Source organism: Pseudomonas eucalypticola, assembly GCF_013374995.1.
Lineage (GTDB): Bacteria > Pseudomonadota > Gammaproteobacteria > Pseudomonadales > Pseudomonadaceae > Aquipseudomonas > Aquipseudomonas eucalypticola.
The window spans coordinates 40,464-58,621 of sequence record NZ_CP056030.1 but is presented as its reverse complement, the minus strand read 5'-3'; the positions used below and the strand labels follow the sequence as shown (position 1 = coordinate 58,621).

The following is an 18,158-nucleotide window of genomic DNA, read 5'->3' as shown; positions in this document are numbered from 1 at the left end:
CAAGCTGCGCCCAGATCAAAGTGGGACCGGGCGCATGCTTTTCAGGCCCCAATGCCCGCCGATGTGCGCATCTGCCCCTCGATGCGCCGCTTCAAACCACGACTCTCGATGATCAACCGCGAACCACTGGCACGGTTCGCGCGCCCCCAGTCCTCCAGCAGTTCAAGGCAGGAATGGTCGATATAGCGCAACCCGCCCAGCGGCACATGAACAATGCTGCCCGCTGGGATGGTGTCGAGCACCTGGGTCAAGGCCGGCACTTTGAGGAAGGTCGCGGCGCCGGTCAGACGCAATTCCATTTCATTGCCCTCACGCTGCACCAGGTTGATTTTCAACCGGGCGGCCTTCAATGCCAGCATCAGCAAGGTCAGGGCGAACCCCAGCAGCACGCCGGTCAGCAGGTCGGTGAAGATGATGGCCATCGCCGTGGCACCGTAGATGAACATCGGCATGCGGCCATAACGTCCCAGGCTGCGTAACGCCTTGAGGTCCACCAACTTGAAACCCGTGTACACCAGCACGCCCGCCAGGCTCGCCACCGGGATGCTCTGCAACACACTGGAAAGTGCCACCACGAATGCCAGCAACCATACGCCATGGAAAATCGCCGAAACCCGCGTCTGTGCGCCGGCCTGGACATTGGCGGAGCTGCGCACGATCACGCCGGTCATCGGCAAGGCGCCCAGCACACCGCAAAGCATGTTGCCTACACCCTGAGCCGACAGTTCACGGTCGAAGTCCGAACGCACGCCGCTGTGCATGCGATCTACGGCCGCTGCCGACAGCAATGTCTCGGCGCTAGCGATGAAGGCCACGGCGAAGGCAGCAATCAGCAAGGTTGGGTCGGCCAGGTTCAGCAAGTCCGCCGGGCGTAGCCAGTCGATGGCCTCAGCCAGGTTCGCCGGCACTTCGACGCGTTTCACCGACAAGTTCATCGCCAGGCTCACCACCGTGGCCAGGCCCACGCCCAACAGGGCCCCAGGCACGAAGCGCAGGCGCTGGGGCCGCAGCTTTTCCCATGCGTACATGACGGCGATCGTACCCAGGCCCAACAGCCCGGCTTGCCAGCCCACCCCACCGCCCATCACCGGCAGTGCCTCGGCCACGGCGCCCGGAAAGCCCAGCAGGTTATCCATGCCAGAGGGCTTTGGCGCGCTATCGAGCATCACGTGTACCTGGGACAGCACAATCAGTACGCCAATGCCCGCCAGCATGCCGTAGACCACCGCCGGCGCCGTCACACGGAACCAGCACCCCAGTTTGAAACGGCCGGCCAGCAGTTGCAGCAAGCCTGCCAACAACAGGATCGGCCCCAGCATGGCCATGCCATGCTGGCGTACCAACTCGAACACCAGGACGGCAAGCCCTGCGGCCGGGCCGCTGACCTGAAGCGGCGAGCCCGCCAGGAACCCGACCACTACGCCGCCAATGATGCCGGTGATCAGCCCTTTCGCCGGCGGCATGCCCGAGGCGATGGCGATCCCCATGCAAAGGGGCAACGCCACCAGGAACACCACCACCGACGCCAGCAACTCTCGCGGCAGTACCGCCTTTATCCGTGCCATGTTCATTACGTTTCTCCTGAAAATTGCCTGCGGCCCGGCCCAGTGGTCGCTGTCGAAAGCCGCAGCACTTTTCGCAGGCATGCAGCTGCCCGCAGCCGGCCCCAGGGGGCTGGCTGGCAGTAGTGCGGTTTTCGATAACGGCAACGGGGCAGACGGCGCACTCAGTGCGCCGTCATCAGGCCTCGTTTATCACGGTAGAGCGCTAGAACCGCCCTTTGGGGGTAGCGCTCGGTATCGGCAGGGTTCCATCCAATGGAAGGAAGCAATCACGCTCAGCATCATAAGCTCGAATTTCGCTGGTCTCGATGCTGTAGATCCAGCCATGAATGAACAACTGGCCGCTGGCCATGCGCGATGCCACCGACGGGTGGGTGCGCAGGTGTTGCAATTGGGCGATGACGTTTTCCTCGGTCAGCACCTGCATGCTTTCCGCTTCGGTGGCACAGTTGCAATTGTCATGCACCACCGTCTTGGCGACTTCGGCATGGCGCAGCCAGGCCTTTACAGTCGGCATCTTTTCCAGCGTGGCGGGGTTGAGCACGGCGCGCATGGCACCGCAGTCCGAATGGCCGCACACAATGATGTGGTGCACACCCAAAGCCATGACCGCGTACTCGATGGCGGTGGACACACCACCGTTCATTTGCCCATAGGGCGGCACAACGTTGCCGACGTTGCGGGTCACGAACAGGTCGCCGGGCGAGCTGTGGGTAATCAGTTCGGGCACGATACGCGAGTCCGCGCAGGTGATGAACATCGCCCTGGGGGTCTGGGCAGTGGCGAGCTTCTTGAACAGCTCCTGCTGCTGTGGAAACACTTCGTGGTGGAAGTGCAGGAAGCCATCGACGATGGTCTTCAGCGCAGCGTCCGCGCTCTCAGCCTCGACAGCCGGCTCGGTCAGGGAAGAGTCCTTATCGGTCATGATTCATCCTCGGGAGACGGTTATAGGAATTTTCCTATTTTACGGGGCAAAACGCCCTACACGATAGGACTGTGCCGAACGATTCATTCAGCTTAGTGACTATCGGGTCACTTGCGATCGAAGGTAGAGATGAAAACTTAATTGAAACTGAATGGAGGGCTCTGGAACGGGGGTTTGATGTGTTTCAGGAAGCTACGGAGTGATGGCAAATCAATATGAATCAGCTAAATGCTGGTAACAAAGGTGAGGAAAATCTAAGGGATCCGCCACCTCGAACGAACTGTTTCCTTCCTGTACATAACCATGAGAACAGGATAAGCTCGTTGTGGCTACAATACGCTCGGAGTTAAACGATGGCTCATACAGAAGTGGTGCGCACAAGAATCGAACGCGAACTCAAGGCTGATGCAACGGCAGTCCTCGAGGAAATGGGCATGACCATTTCCCAAGCCATTCGAATGATGCTCGTGCAGGTAGTGCAGACAAAGGAGCTCCCGTTCGCGGTCAAGGCCCCCTCACTCAACGCGCGCGCTCGCAAGGTTGTGGAGGAGGAGCACCTCAATCCAACGGGCAAGGAACACGAAAGCGCTGACGCATTCTTCCGCGACCTGGGCATTTAATTAGGTTCTTCACGGATTGCCGGGAATGTTGGTGGTGCTTACGAAGATCTTTAGTGGACAAACAAGGCGGCCCAGGTGATCTCACAGGCATAACTGGCCCGAAACAGATGTGGGACCGGGCTTGCCCGGGAAGCGCCGTGCGGACGGCGCTCGATCTCGACAGCGACACTACAACATCGCCTGGCGCCTAGTAGCCTTGATGCAATCCCCAGCCAGGAGCTCCGATGAACATCCTATCGGCCCGCCTTGCAATCGCATCAAGGCCACCGGATACATGTCTTGGTCTTCTTGCGCCCTTGAAACCGAGCGCCGCCCGCGCGGCGCTTCCCGGGCAAGCCCGGTCCCACATCCGTTTCGGGCCAGTTATGCCTGGGACATCACCTGATCTGCTCTGTTTGCTCACTGTGGATCTGCAGTGGTGCGACAACTTTCCCGAGATTCCGTGAAGAACCTTTAATTAGCGTGGAGCGGAATCATTCGAACAGATAGCGGAAGCTCCCCGTCTGTTCGAACGTGATCGTATTGGCTGTCATGTCACACCTGTAGATCAACCACCAGTCAAAACTGATTCGGCAGTTCCAGCGCCCCCATGTATTGACCAAAGGACAGTCGCATGCCCATGGCGGCAATGGTCGCTGCTGCTGCAGCAACCGTACAATTTGCTTGAAACACTCGATATCACGGCCAGCACTGTAGTGCTTGAAATCGGAATCAAATTGCGGAGTAGACAAAATCTTCAGCACGGCTAACTTGAACTCCAAAAAATACCGAGCCTAGTGAACCGCATCATCCCGAGGCACCCTACATTCACCCCCAGTAACAATTTCACAACAACGACATCTGCCCCCCCGGCGGGCAAAACGCCGTGCAATCGAGCGAATGCTCCCCCCGCCGGCTCAAGCCAAAACGCCTGAGCCCTGCCTTGAAGCGCTGCTCCAGCAAGTCCGCGAACACCCCTTCACCTCGAAAACGTGCGCCAAACCGGCTGTCGTAGAGCGCGCCGCCGCGGCTCTGGCGTATCAAACTCAGCACATGTTCGGCGCGCTGCGGGTAGTGCTGATGAAGCCACTCCTCGAACAGCGGCGCCACTTCCAGCGGCAGGCGCAGCAGAATGTAGTTGGCGCTCAAGGCGCCTGCAGCCTTGGCTTCGCGCAGCAGGCTTTCCATTTCCATGTCGTTGATCATGGGGATCATGGGGGCGCACAGCACACCCACCGGAACGCCAGCATCACGCATCACACGGATGGCCCGTAGGCGGGCCTTGGGCGCCGCAGCGCGGGGTTCCAGGGTGCGCTTGAGCTCGTCATCCAAAGTGGTGAGGCTGATCATCACCGACACCAGGTTCAGGCTGGCCAGTTCGCTGAGCAGGTCCAGGTCACGCAGAATAAGCGACCCCTTGGTGACGATGGTCACGGGGTGGCGGTAGCGCAGCAGCACTTGCAGCACCCCGCGGGTAATTTTGTGCTCGCGCTCGATGGGTTGGTAAGGGTCGGTGTTGGACCCCAGGTTGATCGGTGCCACCTGATAGCCGCGCTTGGACAGTTGCTGCTCCAGCAGGGCGACGGCGTTGCTCTTGGCGATGAGCCTGGTTTCAAAGTCCAGGCCAGGGGACATGTCCCAGTAGGCATGGCTGGGCCGGGCGAAACAATAAATGCAGCCGTGCTCGCAACCACGGTAGGGGTTGATGGTGCGGTCGAAGGGCAAGTCGGGGGAGCTGTTGCGGGTGATGATACTCTTCGCGGTCTCGATGCGCACTTCAGTGCCCTGGGTGACCGGCACTTCCTGATACCAGCCGTCGTCCTCGACGAGCGAGCGCTGGGCCGTGAAACGGTTGTGGGGGTTGGCGGCGGTGCCGCGGCCGCGTGGGGGCAGGGGCGTAGGCATATATCGCCTCATTTATCTGTATTTATATACAGTACATCAAAACATTCCTGAAGAATACGTCCACTGATCGCGAGCACCTGTCAGATCTGACAGGTGCGGCGATTAACGAACCGAGCCATGCTGCAACTGCGACCATTTGCCGACGCCGGAGAACATCATGGCTGAACCCATTAGAAATACAGTGTTGGTCATTGTGCTGGAAGATTCAGAACCTGGTGCTCCGAGATATCTCGCGGTCGGACAGGGTACGAAGGTGGAAGATCAGGAAACCCGCATAAGTACGCTGCAGGATGTCGGCTATGTACGTCTGAAGATCACCGGCCCAGACGAGGTGTCGATCGTAGGATACGTCGCCGATGCGGATGGTGATGACAGGATCACGGACGCTGATCGCAAGGCATACACCGATGCTGGCCGGGCCGCGCTGAAATTCTTCGGCTTCAAGGGTAATCCGCTAACCATGAATTGAAATAGGAGCTGGCTTGCCAGCGAGCATTGGGACCCACAGCTCGTTGGCAAACCAGGACCTAAACACCCATCAGATGGCCTGAAGTTACTTGGAGCTGACCTGCCCCAGGTCATCCCCGGAAGTAGTCTTCATGTCATCAGTACGCAGCGCTTTCACATCCTTGGCCGATACCTGCGAGCCCTGGTTGCCCCAACTGGTGCGAATGAAGTTCACCACGTCCGCCACTTCCTGGTCTGACAGGCGCCAGGCATAGGAAGGCATGGTGAAGTTCGAGGGCGCGGTCTTGGTGGCGACCAGGGTGCCGCCCCTGAGCACGATATGGATCAGCGACGTGGCATCGGCTGTCTGCAGCACGGGATTGCCCGCCAGGGCCGGGAACACGCGGGTGTAGCCCTTGCCGTCGGTACGGTGGCAAGCGGCGCAGTTGTCGATGTACACCGACGCGCCCGGCTTGCTGTCATCACCTTTCCACAACGCATCGGCCACGGCCTTGTCGTAGACCTGAGGCTTGTCGTCGGGGTTGGCCGCCGGCAAGGACTTCAGGTAACGGGCAATGGCGGTCAGGTCCGCATCGCTCATGTACTGCATACTGTGCTCGACCACGTCGCTCATGCCACCGAACACGGCGGTACGGTCACTGCGGCCGGTCTTGAGGAAGGCCACCAGGTCTGCCTCGCTCCAGCTGCCCAGGCCGTCCTTGTGGTCGCCCCGCAGGCTCTTGGCGATCCAGCCTTCAAGCGGTGCGGAACCAGAGAGGAACTCCTTGCCGTCCGCCGGGTTGAGGGCCTTTTCCTGCATGGTGATGGCACGTGGGGTATGGCAGGCACCACAGTGCCCCAGGCCTTCAACCAGGTAGGCGCCACGGTTGATGCTTTCATCATTGCCCGCGGCCTTGAACGGCTCCACCTTGGGCGCGAACATGCCGCGCCAGATGGCCAGCGGCCAGCGCATGCTCAGCGGCCAGGGGATATCCACATCCTTGTTCTCTTGGCCGACCGGCTGCACACCCTTCATGAAATAGGCGTATAGAGCCTGCATGTCTTCGTCACTGACGCGAGCATAGGAAGGGTAGGGCATGGCCGGGTACAAGGTGCTGCCACTCTTGCCCACGCCATGGCGCACGGCCTGGTCAAAGTCCTCGAAAGAGTATTCGCCGATGCCGGTCTTGTCCGGGGTGATGTTGGTGGAATAGATGGTGCCGATCGGCGTCTCCATCGGCAGGCCACCGGCAAACGGCTTGCCGCCCTTGGCGGTGTGGCAGGCCACGCAGTCGCCGGCACGGGCCAGGTACTTGCCTTTTTGCACCAGGGCTGGGTCGAAAGAGGGCTCGGCCGCCCACACGGGCAGGCTGGCCAGCGCCAGGGAAGCGAGAAACAGGTTTTTCATGGTCATCGCTCCTTAAGCCTGCACCAGCGGGCCGGGGTTTTTCAGGTACTGCTCGCGGATAGCCTTGGCCGACCAGTAGGTCAGCGCGGCGACCAGGCCGGTAGGGTTGTAGCCCAGGCCCTGGGGGAACGCGGAAGCACCCGGTACGAACACGTTGTGTACGTCCCAGCTTTGCAGGTAGCGGTTAAGGGCGCTGGTCTTGGGATCGGTGCCCATGATCGCGCCACCGTTGAGGTGGGTGGTCTGGTAGGCGGCGGTGTTGAATTTCTCGCCCATTTTCTTGCCCAGCACGGCGACCGACTTGGGGTTCATGGCCTTGGCGATCTGCGCCAGCTTGTCGGCCATGAACATGTTCATCTTGATGTCGTTTTCCTGCCAGTTGAACGTCATGCGCAACAACGGTTGGCCGTAGGCATCCTTGTAGGTAGGGTCCAGGTCAAGGTAGTTGCCGCGGTAGGACTGATGAGCGCCGTGGGCGTCCATGGATACCTGGTGCGTGTAGTACTCGGCCGTGGTGCGCTTCCAGGCGCTGCCCCAGGCTGGCGTGCCGGGCGGGTTGGACGTGCCGGCGATAGGGCGGCTGCCCGCCTGGTTGACCCAGAACGGCGAACCACCAACGAAGCCATGCGGGCCATGGTCGAAGTTGTCGGCGTTGAAGTCGTCGATGGCCACCCCGTTGCCACCGGCACCAATGAAGTTGTTGGTGTGGGTGTCCTTGTCGAAGAAGGCCTTCACCGTGGCCATGTTCTGGTAGGCGAAGTTCCTGCCGACCACGCCTTCGTTGCTGATCGGATCGTAGGGCTTGCCGATGCCAGACAACAGCATCAGGCGCACGTTGTTGAATTGGAAAGCACCCAGAATGACCAGGTCGGCCGGCTGCTCCACTTCACGGCCCTGGGCGTCGATGTAGCTCACGCCGGTGGCCAGCTTCTTGTCGTCGGTCAGGTTCACGCGCAACACATGGGCGTTGGTGCGCAGTTCGAACTTGGGCTCCTGCCTGAGTGCCGGCAGGATGTTCACGTTCGGCGAGGCCTTGGAATACATGTAGCAGACGTACCCGCTGCAAAAACCGCAGAAGTTGCAGGGCCCCATCTGCGCGCCGTAAGGGTTGGTGTAGGGCCCCGAGGTGTTGGCAGACGGCAGGTTATAGGGTTTGTAACCTGACGCCGCGGCGGCCTTCTGGAACAGCATGGCCGAGACGGTATTTTTCTGCGCCTCCAGCGGAAACGGGTTGGAACGATCTGGCGCATAAGGGTTGGCACCCTTGCCTTCGCCGACGATCTGGCCTTTCACCGACCAGGCCGTGCCCGAGGTGCCGAAGACTTTCTCGGAAAAGTCGAAGAACGGCTCCAGCTCTTCGTAGGTCACGCCGAAGTCCTGGATGGTCATGTCTTCGGGAATGAATTTCTTGCCGTAGCGCTCTTCGTAGTGGCTGCGCATACGCAGTTCGATAGGGTCGACACGAAAATGCACGCCCGACCAATGAAGGCCAGCACCGCCCACGCCCTGACCAGGCAGGAACGCGCCCAGCTGGCGGTTGGGCAAGGCCACGTCGTTGACGCTGTGGCGCACTGTCACGGTTTCCTTGGAGATATCCACAAACAGCTTCTTGCGCACACTGTAGGTCAGCTCGTCGATCACTTGCGGGTAGTTGCCGTCTGGGTAGGTGTCCTGCATCGGGCCACGCTCCAGGGCGACCACGTTCAGGCCTGCTTCAGTCAACTCCTTGGCCATGATGGCGCCGGTCCAGCCGAAACCGACGATCACTGCATCGACCTTCTTCAATACTGTCGCCATGCTCAAGCCCTCTCGCCGCGAATGGATACTGCCGGGAAGGGGTATTGCTCATTGCGTTCAACCCAGTCCATGAAGTCGGCGCGTGCGCCGGGGAAGCCCACCAGCGTCCAGCCCACCAGGCCTTTGTTGCCGCCATGTACCGGGTCGCTGAAGAAGCCTTCCTTGGTGTTCTGGATCAACAAGGCGAAAAAAGCCTTGGACGGTACGTCGTCAAACTGGATATCCCCGGATTCCAGCTTGCTCAGCACGCTGTCCTGGGCCGCACCATCGAGCTGGGCGAAGGCCTTGCCTGCCTGCTTCTGGCACCAGGCGTCCGTGGCCGCGATCCCCAGGCGATAGATCTGCTGGGGCACCAGCTTGAGCTGGTAACCCATTTCGGCAGGCGCATCGGTCACGAACGGGCCTTGCATGTACCACAACGCACCGCTGGCGTAGGGTGTGTTCATCTGGCGGTCGATGAATTCAGGCGCGCCGGCTTCCAGCGCACCGGGGCCAAGGTCATCGGCCGGAATCAGCCGCGCCACGGCGGCGTTGACGAACGTCCATTCTTCCGCGGTGAAGTAGCTTGGCTGGTAATCCTGAGCGGGCTTGGCAGCCGCCTCGGGCTTGTCCTTCGGCGCAGCCATCAGTTCACCCACACCCATGCCCAGGCCGGTGCTGGCCACGGTGACTACGGGTATCAGGGTCAGGGTCTTGCGCAGGAAGTCCCGGCGCGGGTTGTCGTGGTCTTGCTCAGACATGGGGGATCCTCATCCGATCACGGATTTGTCGCAGCCTTGAGGCCGCTTATCGTTTTGAGTTGCTCATCGAGCTGCACAGGCGGGCATCGCGACGTACTTAGTAAAGAACATCACGACGTTTTTTAGTTTTATCGAGTCTGGGCGGCACGCCAGGTTGTTGCTCGCCCCCTAAAAAGGGGGCTTCGAGATGCGAAAATGTAACCGGTTTCAGGCTTATTTTACAGGCCCTTTACACGAAGTTTTTACGAACGCCTCACCGTGCTTTGACGCAGTGCTAATGACAATGAAGGCTCTCCCACTGCCTACAGCGCGCTTTTTTCATGTATTTCCGTCGTCTTCTGCTGGTGCGCTATGGCTGAACACACTGCAGATCAGCCGGGTGCAGTTGCCCATGCGCACGGTGCACGTCGATGACGCCGAGATCATTTCCGCACTGCGGGCTATTCAGCAAGGGGAAGCAAAAGGGCCCGTGCTTATCCATTGCAAGCACGGCCTGGACCGCACGGGGCTGGTGGCCGCCATGTACCGTATGGTGGTTCAGGGGTGGAGCAAGCAGGATGCGGTGGCGGAGATGACCCAGGGTGGCTTTGGTGACACCCGGCGGATGAAATACGGGCTGGACTACATCCACGACGTGGACGTACAAGCGGTGCGCAGCGCGCTGGCCAGCGGCGCGTGCAGCACCAACCCCCTGGCCGCTTGCGCGGTCAAGGAGTTGTTCAAGCAGCTGATTTAAGCGTCGGGCTTCTTCAGCTTCGGGTTCGGGAAGAACTGCACCGTCTGCACGTTGGGGTTGGCGGCTTTCGGCGCCTGCTTGTTGACCCGCGTCCCCAGTTCGCTGGGAATGGACTGCCCCTGGGCGTTGAGGGTATCGCTGTACCCACAGGCCACGCACTCACGGTGCGGGACATCGTCCTCGCTCCACATCATCAGCTTGTCCGACTCGCTGCACGCCGGGCATACCGCCCCGGCGATGAAGCGTTTCTTGGTCTTGACCACAGGTGTGTCACTCATGCTGCCGCGCCCTCACTCAGGCCGCTATGGCGCAAGAGTGCATCAATCGACGGCTCGCGGCCGCGGAAGTCGACGAACAGCACCATCGGCGCCTGGGAACCACCGCGGGCCAGGATGGCTTCGCGGAAGGCACGACCGGTCTCGGCGTTGAGCACGCCTTCTTCCTCAAAACGCGAGAAGGCGTCCGCCGACAACACTTCAGCCCACTTGTAGCTGTAGTAACCCGCTGCATAGCCGCCGGCGAAGATGTGCGCGAAGCTGTTGGGGAAGCGGTTGTACGCGGGTGGGCGCATCACCGTGACCTCGTCACGCACGCCTTCGAGCACCTGCAGCACGCTGCGGCCATCGCCATGGGTGGCGTGCAGTTCGAAGTCGAACAGCGAGAACTCCAGCTGACGCACCATCATCAGGCCGGACTGGAAGTTCTTGGCGGCCAGCATTTTCTCCAGCAAATCCTGAGGCAGGGCAGCGCCGGTCTCGTAGTGGCCGGAAATCAGCGCCAAGCCCTCGGGCTCCCAGCACCAGTTTTCCATGAACTGGCTCGGCAGTTCGACCGCATCCCAGGCCACGCCGTTGATGCCGGACACGCCGGCATGCTCGACACGGGTCAGCAGGTGGTGCAGGCCGTGGCCGAACTCGTGGAACAGGGTGGTGACTTCGTCATGGGTCAGCAGGGCTGGCTTGCCGGCGTCGGCTGGGGTGAAGTTGCACACCAGGTTCGCCACCGGGCTCTGCACGGTGCCGCCAGCGGTGCGACGGTGATCACGGGCGCCGTCCATCCAGGCACCGCCACGCTTGTTGGCGCGGGCGTACAGGTCGAAGAAGAAGCGACCGACGTGCTGGCCATTTTCCTTGATCTCGAACAGGCGCACGTCCGGGTGCCAGGTGTCGAAACCGCTCTGTTCGGCGATTTCGATGCCGTAAAGGCGGTGGACGATAGCGAACAGGCCAGACAGCACCTTGTCGATGGGGAAATAAGCGCGCAGGGCTTCCTGAGACACGCTGTAACGCTGCTCACGCAGTTTCTCGCCGTAGAAGCCGCTGTCCCAGTTCTGCAGGTCCGGGCAGCCCTGCTCGGCGGCGTAGGCCTTGAGCTGGGTCAGGTCCTGAGCCGCGAACGGCTTGCTGCGTTTGGCCAGGTCGCGCAGGAAACCCAGCACCTGATCGCTGGACTCGGCCATCTTGGTGGCCAGGCTCAATTCCGCGAAACTGCTGTAGCCCAACAGCTGGGCCAGTTCCTGGCGCAGGTCGAGGATCTGTTCCATCACCGGGCCGTTGTCGTTCTGGCCGGCGTTCGGGCCCTGGTCAGAAGCACGGGTGCAGTAGGCGGCGTAAAGCTCCTCACGCAGGGCACGGTCCTGAGCGTAGGTCATCACCGCGTAGTAGCTGGGGAATTCCAGGGTAATCAGCCAGCCGTCCAGGCCTTTTGCCTTGGCTGCGGCGGCCATTTGCGCCTTGGCCGAGTCGGTCAGGCCAGTCAGCGCGGCTTCATCGGTAACGTGCTTGGTCCACGCCTGGGTAGCGTCCAGCAACTGGTTGGAGAACTTGCTGCCCAGCTCGGACAGTTTGCTTTGCACTTCGGCGTAACGCTGCTGCTGCTCGGGCGGCAGGTCGATACCCGACAAGCGGAAGTCGCGCAGCGAGTGCTCCAGGATGGTTTTCTGCGCCACGTCGAAGGTGGCGGCTTCCGGGCTGTTGGCCAGGGCTTCATAGGCCTGGAACAGCTCGCGGTTCTGGCCCATCTCGGTGGAGTAGGCGCTCAGGGCCGGCAGGCAGGCTTCATACGCCTGGCGCAGTTCCGGGCTGTTGCACACGGCATTGAGGTGGCTGACCGGGCTCCAGGCCGCGCCCAGGCGGTCGTTGAGTTCATCCATGGCCAGGACCAGGCCGGCCCAGGTAGGCTTCTGCGCCTGGGTTTCGAGAATCTTGGCGATCGCCGCACGGTTGTCGGCCAGGATCTGTTCAATCGCCGGCTGTACGTGCTCGGCACGGATCGCCGAGAACGGTGGCAGGTCATAAGACTGCAGTAGCGGGTTGGTCGCGCTCACGGTTACACACCTTGGCTGAAGAAACACTTGCCCATCTTAATTACAATCGGCGCTCACCGCAGCTATCAACGCCAGAGAAGGAGCCTATCGTGGCCATTCGTACGTTCCAGCAGCACACGCCCGTCGTGGGCGAGCGGGCTTTTGTCGACCGTTCGGCGGTTGTTATCGGCGATGTCGAAATAGGCCAGGACAGCTCGGTCTGGCCCATGACCGTGATCCGCGGCGACATGCACCGCATCCGCATCGGCGCGCGCACCAGCGTGCAGGACGCCAGCGTCCTGCACATCACCCACGCCGGGCCCTTCAACCCCGAAGGCTTCCCGCTCATCATTGGCGATGACGTGACCATCGGCCATAAAGTGATGCTGCATGGCTGCACTGTTGGCAGCCGTATCCTGATCGGCATGGGCAGCACGGTGATGGACGGCGCAGTGGTGGAAGATGAAGTGATCATCGGCGCCGGCAGCCTGGTGCCACCGGGCAAGCGCCTGGAAAGCGGCTTCCTCTACGTTGGCAGCCCGGTCAAGCAGGCCCGGCCGCTGACAGACAAGGAGCGCAGTTTTTTCACCTACACCGCCGCCAACTACGTGAAACTGAAAGACCAGCATCTGGACGCCGGTTTCGCCAGCCCCAACCCGCTCTCCACCGACTGAATCCGGAAGCCCCCATGCATTATCAGAACATCCTCTTCGACCTGGACGGCACGCTCACCGACCCGCGCGAAGGCATCACCCGCTCGATCCAGTACGCGCTGGAAAAGCTGGGCATTATCGAGCCGGACCTGAGCAAGCTGGAACATTTCATTGGCCCCCCCCTGTTGCAGGCGTTCATGCAGTTCTACGGTTTCGATGAAGCAAAGGCCTGGCAGGCGGTGAACTTCTACCGTGAGCGCTTCAAGGTCACGGGCCTGTATGAAAACGAGGTATTCGAAGGCGTCATTGAATTGCTCGAAACCCTGGTGGCCCAAGGGCGGCACCTGTACGTGGCCACCTCGAAACCGTGGGAATTCGCCCGCGAGATCGCCCGCCATTTCGACTTCGCCAAGCACTTCAAGGTGATCTACGGCAGTGAACTGGACGGTACCCGCACCAACAAGGTCGAGTTGCTGGCCCACCTGCTCAAGGAAGAAGGCCTGGACCCGGCGCATACTCTGATGATCGGCGACCGCAAGCATGACTTGATCGGCGCCAGGGCCAATGGCCTGGATGTGGTAGCGGTAGGGTATGGCTTCGGCAGCCGTGAAGAGCTGGAGGCCGAAGCACCCACCTACCACTTCGACACCCTGGCCGAATTGCACCGCGCCTTTATGCGCTGAAGCCGTTGCCAGGGATCAGCGCGACGCCAGCTTCACCAGCGCGGCTTTGCGCTGATCGGCGGGCAACTTGCCCAGCCGTTCCACCGCCTTGAAGAAGCTTGGCCAGTCGCCCCGCACCTGGCTGAACAGCGCGGCGAACGACGGTACCCACTGGTCATACAGCCCGAATGGCAACAGCTTGGCGTTGTTCATCGGCGCGTTCACCCAGGCGTCATAGCGCTTGTCCCCACCCCACTGGCTGCCTCGCAGTTGCCGATACTGCGCGCGCATCCGCTCGAATGCCTGCTGCTTGGCCTGGCGCATGGCCACAGGCGCAAGTGGCTGGGCGTATATGGCCTTGAGTTGCTCCCGGGTATCCAGCACCAGCTGGGTGAACTGGTGGACCTGCTTGGCCATATCTTGATCTGCCGGTGGCAAGCCCTGGTAGGCGCGCCATTGCCGGGTCCCTTCCTGCTCGACGAAGGTGGCATAGGACTCGTTGAACTCGGTGTCGTTCTGCACATAGAAACGCTGGTGCGCCAGCTCATGGAATATCAGCGTCGCCAGGCGCTCGTCCCCCCTATCCATCATGGTGTTGATGATGGGGTCGTCGAACCAGCCCAGGGTCGAATAGGCATCCACGCCACCGATGTAAACGTCCATGCCCGCCTGCTTCTGCAGCGCTGCCTCACCCCGCGCGCCACTCAGGCTGTAATACCCGCGATACGCCACGCACCCCGCGATGGGGAAGCAGTGGGTTTGCGGGTCAAGCGAAAACTCCGGCGTGGCAAACACATTCCACAGCACCGAGGAGCGTTTCACATCGGCGTACAGCCGGTAGCTGCGGTTATCGGGAAGGTGCAGGTGGCTGCTGGCAAAGTCCCGGGCGGCCTGGGACTGGCGCAGCTGTTCACGCAGCCTGGCGTCCCTGGCCGGGTCGGCCACCACTTGGCTGACGGGCTCGCGAGCCCGCAGCAATTGCACCTGGCCATCCAGCAACTGCCCGTAGTAGGTCGAACAACCGTTCAGCAGCAAACCGGCCAGCAGGGGAACCAAGGCCCCGATTTTGCGGTCGAGTGACCCAAAGCGCGAGCGCAGTAGAAGAAGAACATCAATCATCTGTCGGGGGCATCCTTCTGTGGGACGAGCCGGCCATCCTTGCCATCAGGAGTTTTGCCATGCGTGCCATGTTACTTGTCTGCGGTCTGGCGACCGTGGCCGGTTGTTCCACCTTGCCTGATCCCGACCCCCACCAGGCCTGGGTCGACCTCAAGGCGGGCAAGGAAAACTCGCTGCACGCGGTGAAAGTCGACAACCACGACTGGGCAGACCCACGTTACTTTGAAGTGCAGCCCGGTGCTCATGAATTGTGGGTAACTTTTCAGTTCCCGGTGGCAGCCACCAACATTGGCCCAGCAGCCCAGCCCCTGTGGCGCGACTGCCGAATGAAATTGACCTTCAAGGGTTTCAACGCCGGCCAGCGTTACCAACTGGAGGCCGGCAGCCTGGGCTTCCAGCCGTGGGCAAAGCTCTATGATCAGCAGCGCTACGTTGTTGGCAAGGCTCAACCGGCGGGCTGCCAGGCTACGTAAGTGGCTGGTTAGGGGTATGCTGAAAGCCTATGCCCCCGTTGGAGCTCTTCAATGCGCCGCGCCCTTGCTGTCGTTGTACTCACCACCCTGGCCGGTTGCAGCACCACCCCGTTGCCGGCAAAAAACCCCCAGCAAGCCTGGGTCGACATGACCATGCTCGGCGGTAAGGTCGTCATGGCAGAGCGCCTTGATGGCGTACGGCTGAACGATGGTCGCTATTTCCAGGTGACCCCGGGTAGCCATGACCTGATGGTGCGGTACGACTTCGAGATCTACGCGGGCCGGTTGATGATGGCTGAGCCAGACGAACGCACCTGCTACCTCAGCGTGCGCTATGACGGCTTTCAGCCGGGCCAGCGTTACGTGCTGGAAACGCGTACGCTGGGCATGACCCCAAGTGCACGGCTGTACGACCAGAACCGCAAGGTGGTGGCCGAGGACCGCGACATCAACTGTTTGTTTTAACGGTCGTTCTTCTGGTAGATGATTTTCTTGCTGCCGCCTTCGCACGACCCGACCACCATGTTCTTGTCATGGACTTCCTCGTTACTGACAATTTCCAGGGTATAGGAAGTGACGCCCTGGGCCTGGATCTTGGCTTCGATTTCGGCCTTCAGTTCTTCGCAAGGCTTGGGCGCAGCCAAAGCGCTGTTAGCCGCAGCACAGCAGGCGAGGGTCAATATCAGTCGCTTGATCATGATAGCTTCCTTGGGGTGCACAGGAGGGGGGATGGTCACCCTGGGCAATGCCCGCGGGGTGACCAGACAAACGGCACCCAGGCATTCGACCACGAATGCCCTTTGCTGTTCCAGCGCTGCTCCTAGCTGACCAGCGTGGCGTCCAGGCTGATCTTGGCGCCCTTGAGCACCTTGGAGACTGGGCAGCCTTCCTTGGCCTTATTGGCCAATTCCTTGAACTGCTCTTCGCTGGCGCCCGGCACCTTGGCTTTCAGGATCAGGTGCACGGCAGTGATTTCAAAGCCGTCACCCACCTTGTCCAGGGTGACCTCGGCAATGGTGTCGATACGGTCAGCGGTGAGGTTGGCACCGCCCAGAATCATCGACAGGGCCATGGAGAAACAACCCGCATGAGCCGCGCCTATCAGCTCTTCCGGGTTGGTTCCTGGCTGGCCTTCGAAGCGGGTGTTGAAGCCATAGGGGTTGCTCTTGAGGGCGCCGCTTTCAGTGGAAATCTGGCCTTTGCCGTCTTTCAGGCCGCCTTGCCAAACGGCTGATGCTGTCTTCTTCATGATGCCTCCTCGGGTTGCACGCGAAGGTTCGCGCAGTCACTGAGGTTAGGAGGGGTTGGCAAGCCTGCAAGTTCAGACGGATTGACAATCACGCATTGAAGTTTCTCAATATGACCATACTGTTGGTTAAAGGGCAGGGTGGTGCGGACCCCATGGACTTGCGTGCATGCACCAGCCTTCCAGTCGACTGCCGAGGACACTACCCCCCATGAAACGACTCTCCGATATCAAGATTTCCGCCCTGGACCTGGTGCCCGTGCGCGCCGACAAGGGCCCTGCCCATTCACTGCGCAACTCGCTGGACCTGGCCCAGCACCTGGAAAAATTCGGCTACAACCGCTTCTGGGTAGCCGAGCACCACAACATGGACGGCATCGCCAGTTCGGCCACTTCAGTGCTGCTGGGCTACCTGGCGGGTGGCACATCCACGATTCGCGTGGGCTCCGGCGGCGTGATGCTGCCCAACCATGCGCCGCTGGTGATCGCCGAACAGTTCGGCACCTTGGAAAGCCTGTACCCCGGCCGTATCGACCTGGGCCTGGGCCGCGCGCCGGGCTCCGATCAGATGACCGCCCGCGCCCTGCGCCGTGAGCGTTCCGGCAGCGCCGACGATTTCCCCGATGACGTACTGGAGTTGATGAGCTACCTGGGCCCCCGTACCCCTGAGCAAAAAGTGATCGCCGTACCGGGCACTGGCACTCATGTGCCGATCTGGCTGCTGGGCTCCAGCCTGTTCAGCGCCCAGCTGGCAGGCATGTACGGCTTGCCCTACGCCTTCGCCTCGCATTTCGCACCGCGCTACATGCATGAAGCCATACGGGTATACCGCAACCACTTCAAGCCATCAGACGTGCTCGACAAGCCTTACGTGATGCTGGGCGTGCCGCTGGTGGCCGCGGATACCGACGAGCAAGCCGATTACCTGGCAACGTCGGTGTACCAGCGCATTCTCAACCTGATGCGCGGGCAGAGCCTGGTGCAGCAACCACCGGTCGAGACCATGGAAGGCCGCTGGCTGCCCCACGAAAAAGCCGCGGTCGCTGATTTCCTGGGCCTGGCCATGATCGGCAGCCCGCAAAAGATTCGCGCCAAGCTGGATGTATTGCTGGAGCAGACCCAGGCAGATGAATTGATCTTTACCTGCGACTTGTATGAACACGCCGACCGGCTGCATTCCTACGAGCTGCTGGCACAGCTCGCCCAGGGCTGAAAACGGTGGGAGCTGGCTCGCCAGCTCCCACAAACCAATACAACAGAGCGCTTAGCCGCGCTTGTAGACGATTTCCTTCCTGCCCGCCTCGCAGGTGCCGACAACCTTGCCATCCGCCGAGGCACCCTTATCGACCACCTCCAGTGAATAGCCGTGGGCGCCCTTGGCGTCGATTTTTGCGGCAATCTCCGATTTCAGCTCGTCGCACGACTTTCCAGCCGCCAGCGCCGAGCCCGCCATGCACAACAAACCTGCTGCCAACAAAACTCTCTTCATCGGTCACGTTCCCTGGTCAGATTTGACGCAAAGCGCCCGGTAACATTACCGGGCGCCCCCCAAGCACTGGTTGTAGCGGAATACTGGCAATT

The 18,158-nt window shown here is 61.0% G+C and carries 21 protein-coding genes; 8 read left to right on the top strand and 13 right to left on the bottom strand.

Translation table 11 applies throughout. The annotated features are described in order from the left end of the window. Positions 1-41 precede the first annotated feature (41 nt). Together HWQ56_RS00300 and HWQ56_RS00295 are read right to left on the bottom strand one after the other, a co-directional pair. A complete protein-coding gene (locus HWQ56_RS00300; protein WP_176569504.1) occupies positions 42-1,571 on the bottom strand; it encodes a SulP family inorganic anion transporter in 1,530 nt (509 codons plus the stop codon). Between the two features lie 196 nt (positions 1,572-1,767). Continuing rightward, positions 1,768-2,487 carry a carbonic anhydrase gene (locus HWQ56_RS00295; protein WP_158153058.1) on the bottom strand — a complete coding sequence of 240 codons (720 nt, stop codon included), beginning with the start codon at positions 2,485-2,487 and terminating at the stop codon, positions 1,768-1,770. A 353-nt stretch (positions 2,488-2,840) separates the two neighbouring features. Between HWQ56_RS00295 and HWQ56_RS00290 the strand changes: the two genes are divergently transcribed. Next, the gene (locus HWQ56_RS00290; RefSeq protein ID WP_158153057.1) at positions 2,841-3,107 is read left to right on the top strand and encodes a type II toxin-antitoxin system RelB/DinJ family antitoxin; all 267 of its coding nucleotides are present in this window, start codon (positions 2,841-2,843) and stop codon (positions 3,105-3,107) included. 473 nt (positions 3,108-3,580) lie between these two features. On the opposite strand, the gene HWQ56_RS29320 is transcribed toward HWQ56_RS00290, so the two are convergent. Continuing rightward, entirely contained in the window at positions 3,581-3,850 is a 270-nt protein-coding gene (locus tag HWQ56_RS29320; protein WP_158153056.1) for a type II toxin-antitoxin system RelE/ParE family toxin, read from the bottom strand. Between the two features lie 82 nt (positions 3,851-3,932). After that, positions 3,933-4,991 carry a PA0069 family radical SAM protein gene (locus HWQ56_RS00280; protein ID WP_176569503.1) on the bottom strand — a complete coding sequence of 353 codons (1,059 nt, stop codon included), beginning with the start codon at positions 4,989-4,991 and terminating at the stop codon, positions 3,933-3,935. A 157-nt stretch (positions 4,992-5,148) separates the two neighbouring features. Between HWQ56_RS00280 and HWQ56_RS00275 the strand changes: the two genes are divergently transcribed. Continuing rightward, entirely contained in the window at positions 5,149-5,460 is a 312-nt protein-coding gene (locus HWQ56_RS00275; protein ID WP_176569502.1) for a hypothetical protein, read from the top strand. A gap of 84 nt (positions 5,461-5,544) precedes the next feature. Here HWQ56_RS00275 and HWQ56_RS00270 read toward each other — a convergent pair whose 3' ends face one another. The 3 genes from HWQ56_RS00270 to HWQ56_RS00260 are packed head-to-tail and all read right to left on the bottom strand — an operon-like array spanning position 5,545 to position 9,383. Beyond that, on the bottom strand, positions 5,545-6,846 hold the full coding sequence (locus tag HWQ56_RS00270) for a c-type cytochrome (RefSeq protein WP_176569501.1): 1,302 nt from the start codon (positions 6,844-6,846) through the stop codon (positions 5,545-5,547). 12 nt (positions 6,847-6,858) lie between these two features. Beyond that, the gene (locus tag HWQ56_RS00265; protein ID WP_158153052.1) at positions 6,859-8,643 is read right to left on the bottom strand and encodes a GMC family oxidoreductase; all 1,785 of its coding nucleotides are present in this window, start codon (positions 8,641-8,643) and stop codon (positions 6,859-6,861) included. 2 nt (positions 8,644-8,645) lie between these two features. Next, complete coding sequence (locus tag HWQ56_RS00260) at positions 8,646-9,383, bottom strand: gluconate 2-dehydrogenase subunit 3 family protein (RefSeq protein ID WP_158153051.1); 738 nt, start codon at positions 9,381-9,383, stop codon at positions 8,646-8,648. Between the two features lie 391 nt (positions 9,384-9,774). Between HWQ56_RS00260 and HWQ56_RS00255 the strand changes: the two genes are divergently transcribed. After that, the gene (locus HWQ56_RS00255) at positions 9,775-10,119 is read left to right on the top strand and encodes a tyrosine-protein phosphatase (protein WP_425331925.1); all 345 of its coding nucleotides are present in this window, start codon (positions 9,775-9,777) and stop codon (positions 10,117-10,119) included. Here the strand turns inward: HWQ56_RS00255 and HWQ56_RS00250 are convergent. Continuing rightward, the gene (locus tag HWQ56_RS00250) at positions 10,116-10,397 is read right to left on the bottom strand and encodes a YheV family putative zinc ribbon protein (protein ID WP_158153049.1); all 282 of its coding nucleotides are present in this window, start codon (positions 10,395-10,397) and stop codon (positions 10,116-10,118) included. The two genes, HWQ56_RS00255 and HWQ56_RS00250, sit on opposite strands and share 4 nt — an antisense overlap. Then, entirely contained in the window at positions 10,394-12,445 is a 2,052-nt protein-coding gene (gene prlC / locus HWQ56_RS00245) for an oligopeptidase A (protein ID WP_176569499.1), read from the bottom strand. The genes HWQ56_RS00250 and prlC overlap by 4 nt, the downstream gene beginning before the upstream one ends. An 89-nt stretch (positions 12,446-12,534) precedes the next feature. On the opposite strand from prlC, the gene HWQ56_RS00240 reads away from it, so the two are divergent. Beyond that, positions 12,535-13,098 carry a gamma carbonic anhydrase family protein gene (locus HWQ56_RS00240; RefSeq protein ID WP_158153047.1) on the top strand — a complete coding sequence of 188 codons (564 nt, stop codon included), beginning with the start codon at positions 12,535-12,537 and terminating at the stop codon, positions 13,096-13,098. 14 nt (positions 13,099-13,112) lie between these two features. Beyond that, entirely contained in the window at positions 13,113-13,760 is a 648-nt protein-coding gene (locus tag HWQ56_RS00235) for an HAD family hydrolase (protein WP_158153046.1), read from the top strand. Positions 13,761-13,775: 15 nt separating this feature from the next. Here HWQ56_RS00235 and HWQ56_RS00230 read toward each other — a convergent pair whose 3' ends face one another. After that, positions 13,776-14,858: an aminopeptidase gene (locus tag HWQ56_RS00230; protein WP_176569498.1), complete on the bottom strand. Its 1,083-nt coding sequence runs from the start codon at positions 14,856-14,858 to the stop codon at positions 13,776-13,778. Positions 14,859-14,917: 59 nt separating this feature from the next. Between HWQ56_RS00230 and HWQ56_RS00225 the strand changes: the two genes are divergently transcribed. After that, on the top strand, positions 14,918-15,331 hold the full coding sequence (locus tag HWQ56_RS00225; protein WP_158153044.1) for a PA0061/PA0062 family lipoprotein: 414 nt from the start codon (positions 14,918-14,920) through the stop codon (positions 15,329-15,331). A 51-nt stretch (positions 15,332-15,382) separates the two neighbouring features. Beyond that, complete coding sequence (locus HWQ56_RS00220; protein WP_158153043.1) at positions 15,383-15,796, top strand: PA0061/PA0062 family lipoprotein; 414 nt, start codon at positions 15,383-15,385, stop codon at positions 15,794-15,796. On the opposite strand, the gene HWQ56_RS00215 is transcribed toward HWQ56_RS00220, so the two are convergent. Both HWQ56_RS00215 and HWQ56_RS00210 read right to left on the bottom strand, forming a co-directional pair. Then, a complete protein-coding gene (locus HWQ56_RS00215) occupies positions 15,793-16,029 on the bottom strand; it encodes a DUF1161 domain-containing protein (RefSeq protein WP_158153042.1) in 237 nt (78 codons plus the stop codon). The genes HWQ56_RS00220 and HWQ56_RS00215 overlap by 4 nt on opposite strands. A gap of 122 nt (positions 16,030-16,151) precedes the next feature. Continuing rightward, complete coding sequence (locus HWQ56_RS00210; RefSeq protein ID WP_158153041.1) at positions 16,152-16,580, bottom strand: OsmC family protein; 429 nt, start codon at positions 16,578-16,580, stop codon at positions 16,152-16,154. A 208-nt stretch (positions 16,581-16,788) separates the two neighbouring features. Here HWQ56_RS00210 and HWQ56_RS00205 point away from each other — a divergent pair, with 208 nt between their 5' ends. Next, positions 16,789-17,790, top strand: a complete 1,002-nt coding sequence (locus HWQ56_RS00205; protein WP_158153040.1) for an LLM class flavin-dependent oxidoreductase — start codon at positions 16,789-16,791, stop codon at positions 17,788-17,790. A 51-nt stretch (positions 17,791-17,841) separates the two neighbouring features. Here HWQ56_RS00205 and HWQ56_RS00200 read toward each other — a convergent pair whose 3' ends face one another. Then, positions 17,842-18,066 carry a DUF1161 domain-containing protein gene (locus HWQ56_RS00200; protein WP_158153039.1) on the bottom strand — a complete coding sequence of 75 codons (225 nt, stop codon included), beginning with the start codon at positions 18,064-18,066 and terminating at the stop codon, positions 17,842-17,844. Positions 18,067-18,158: the final 92 nt, after the last annotated feature.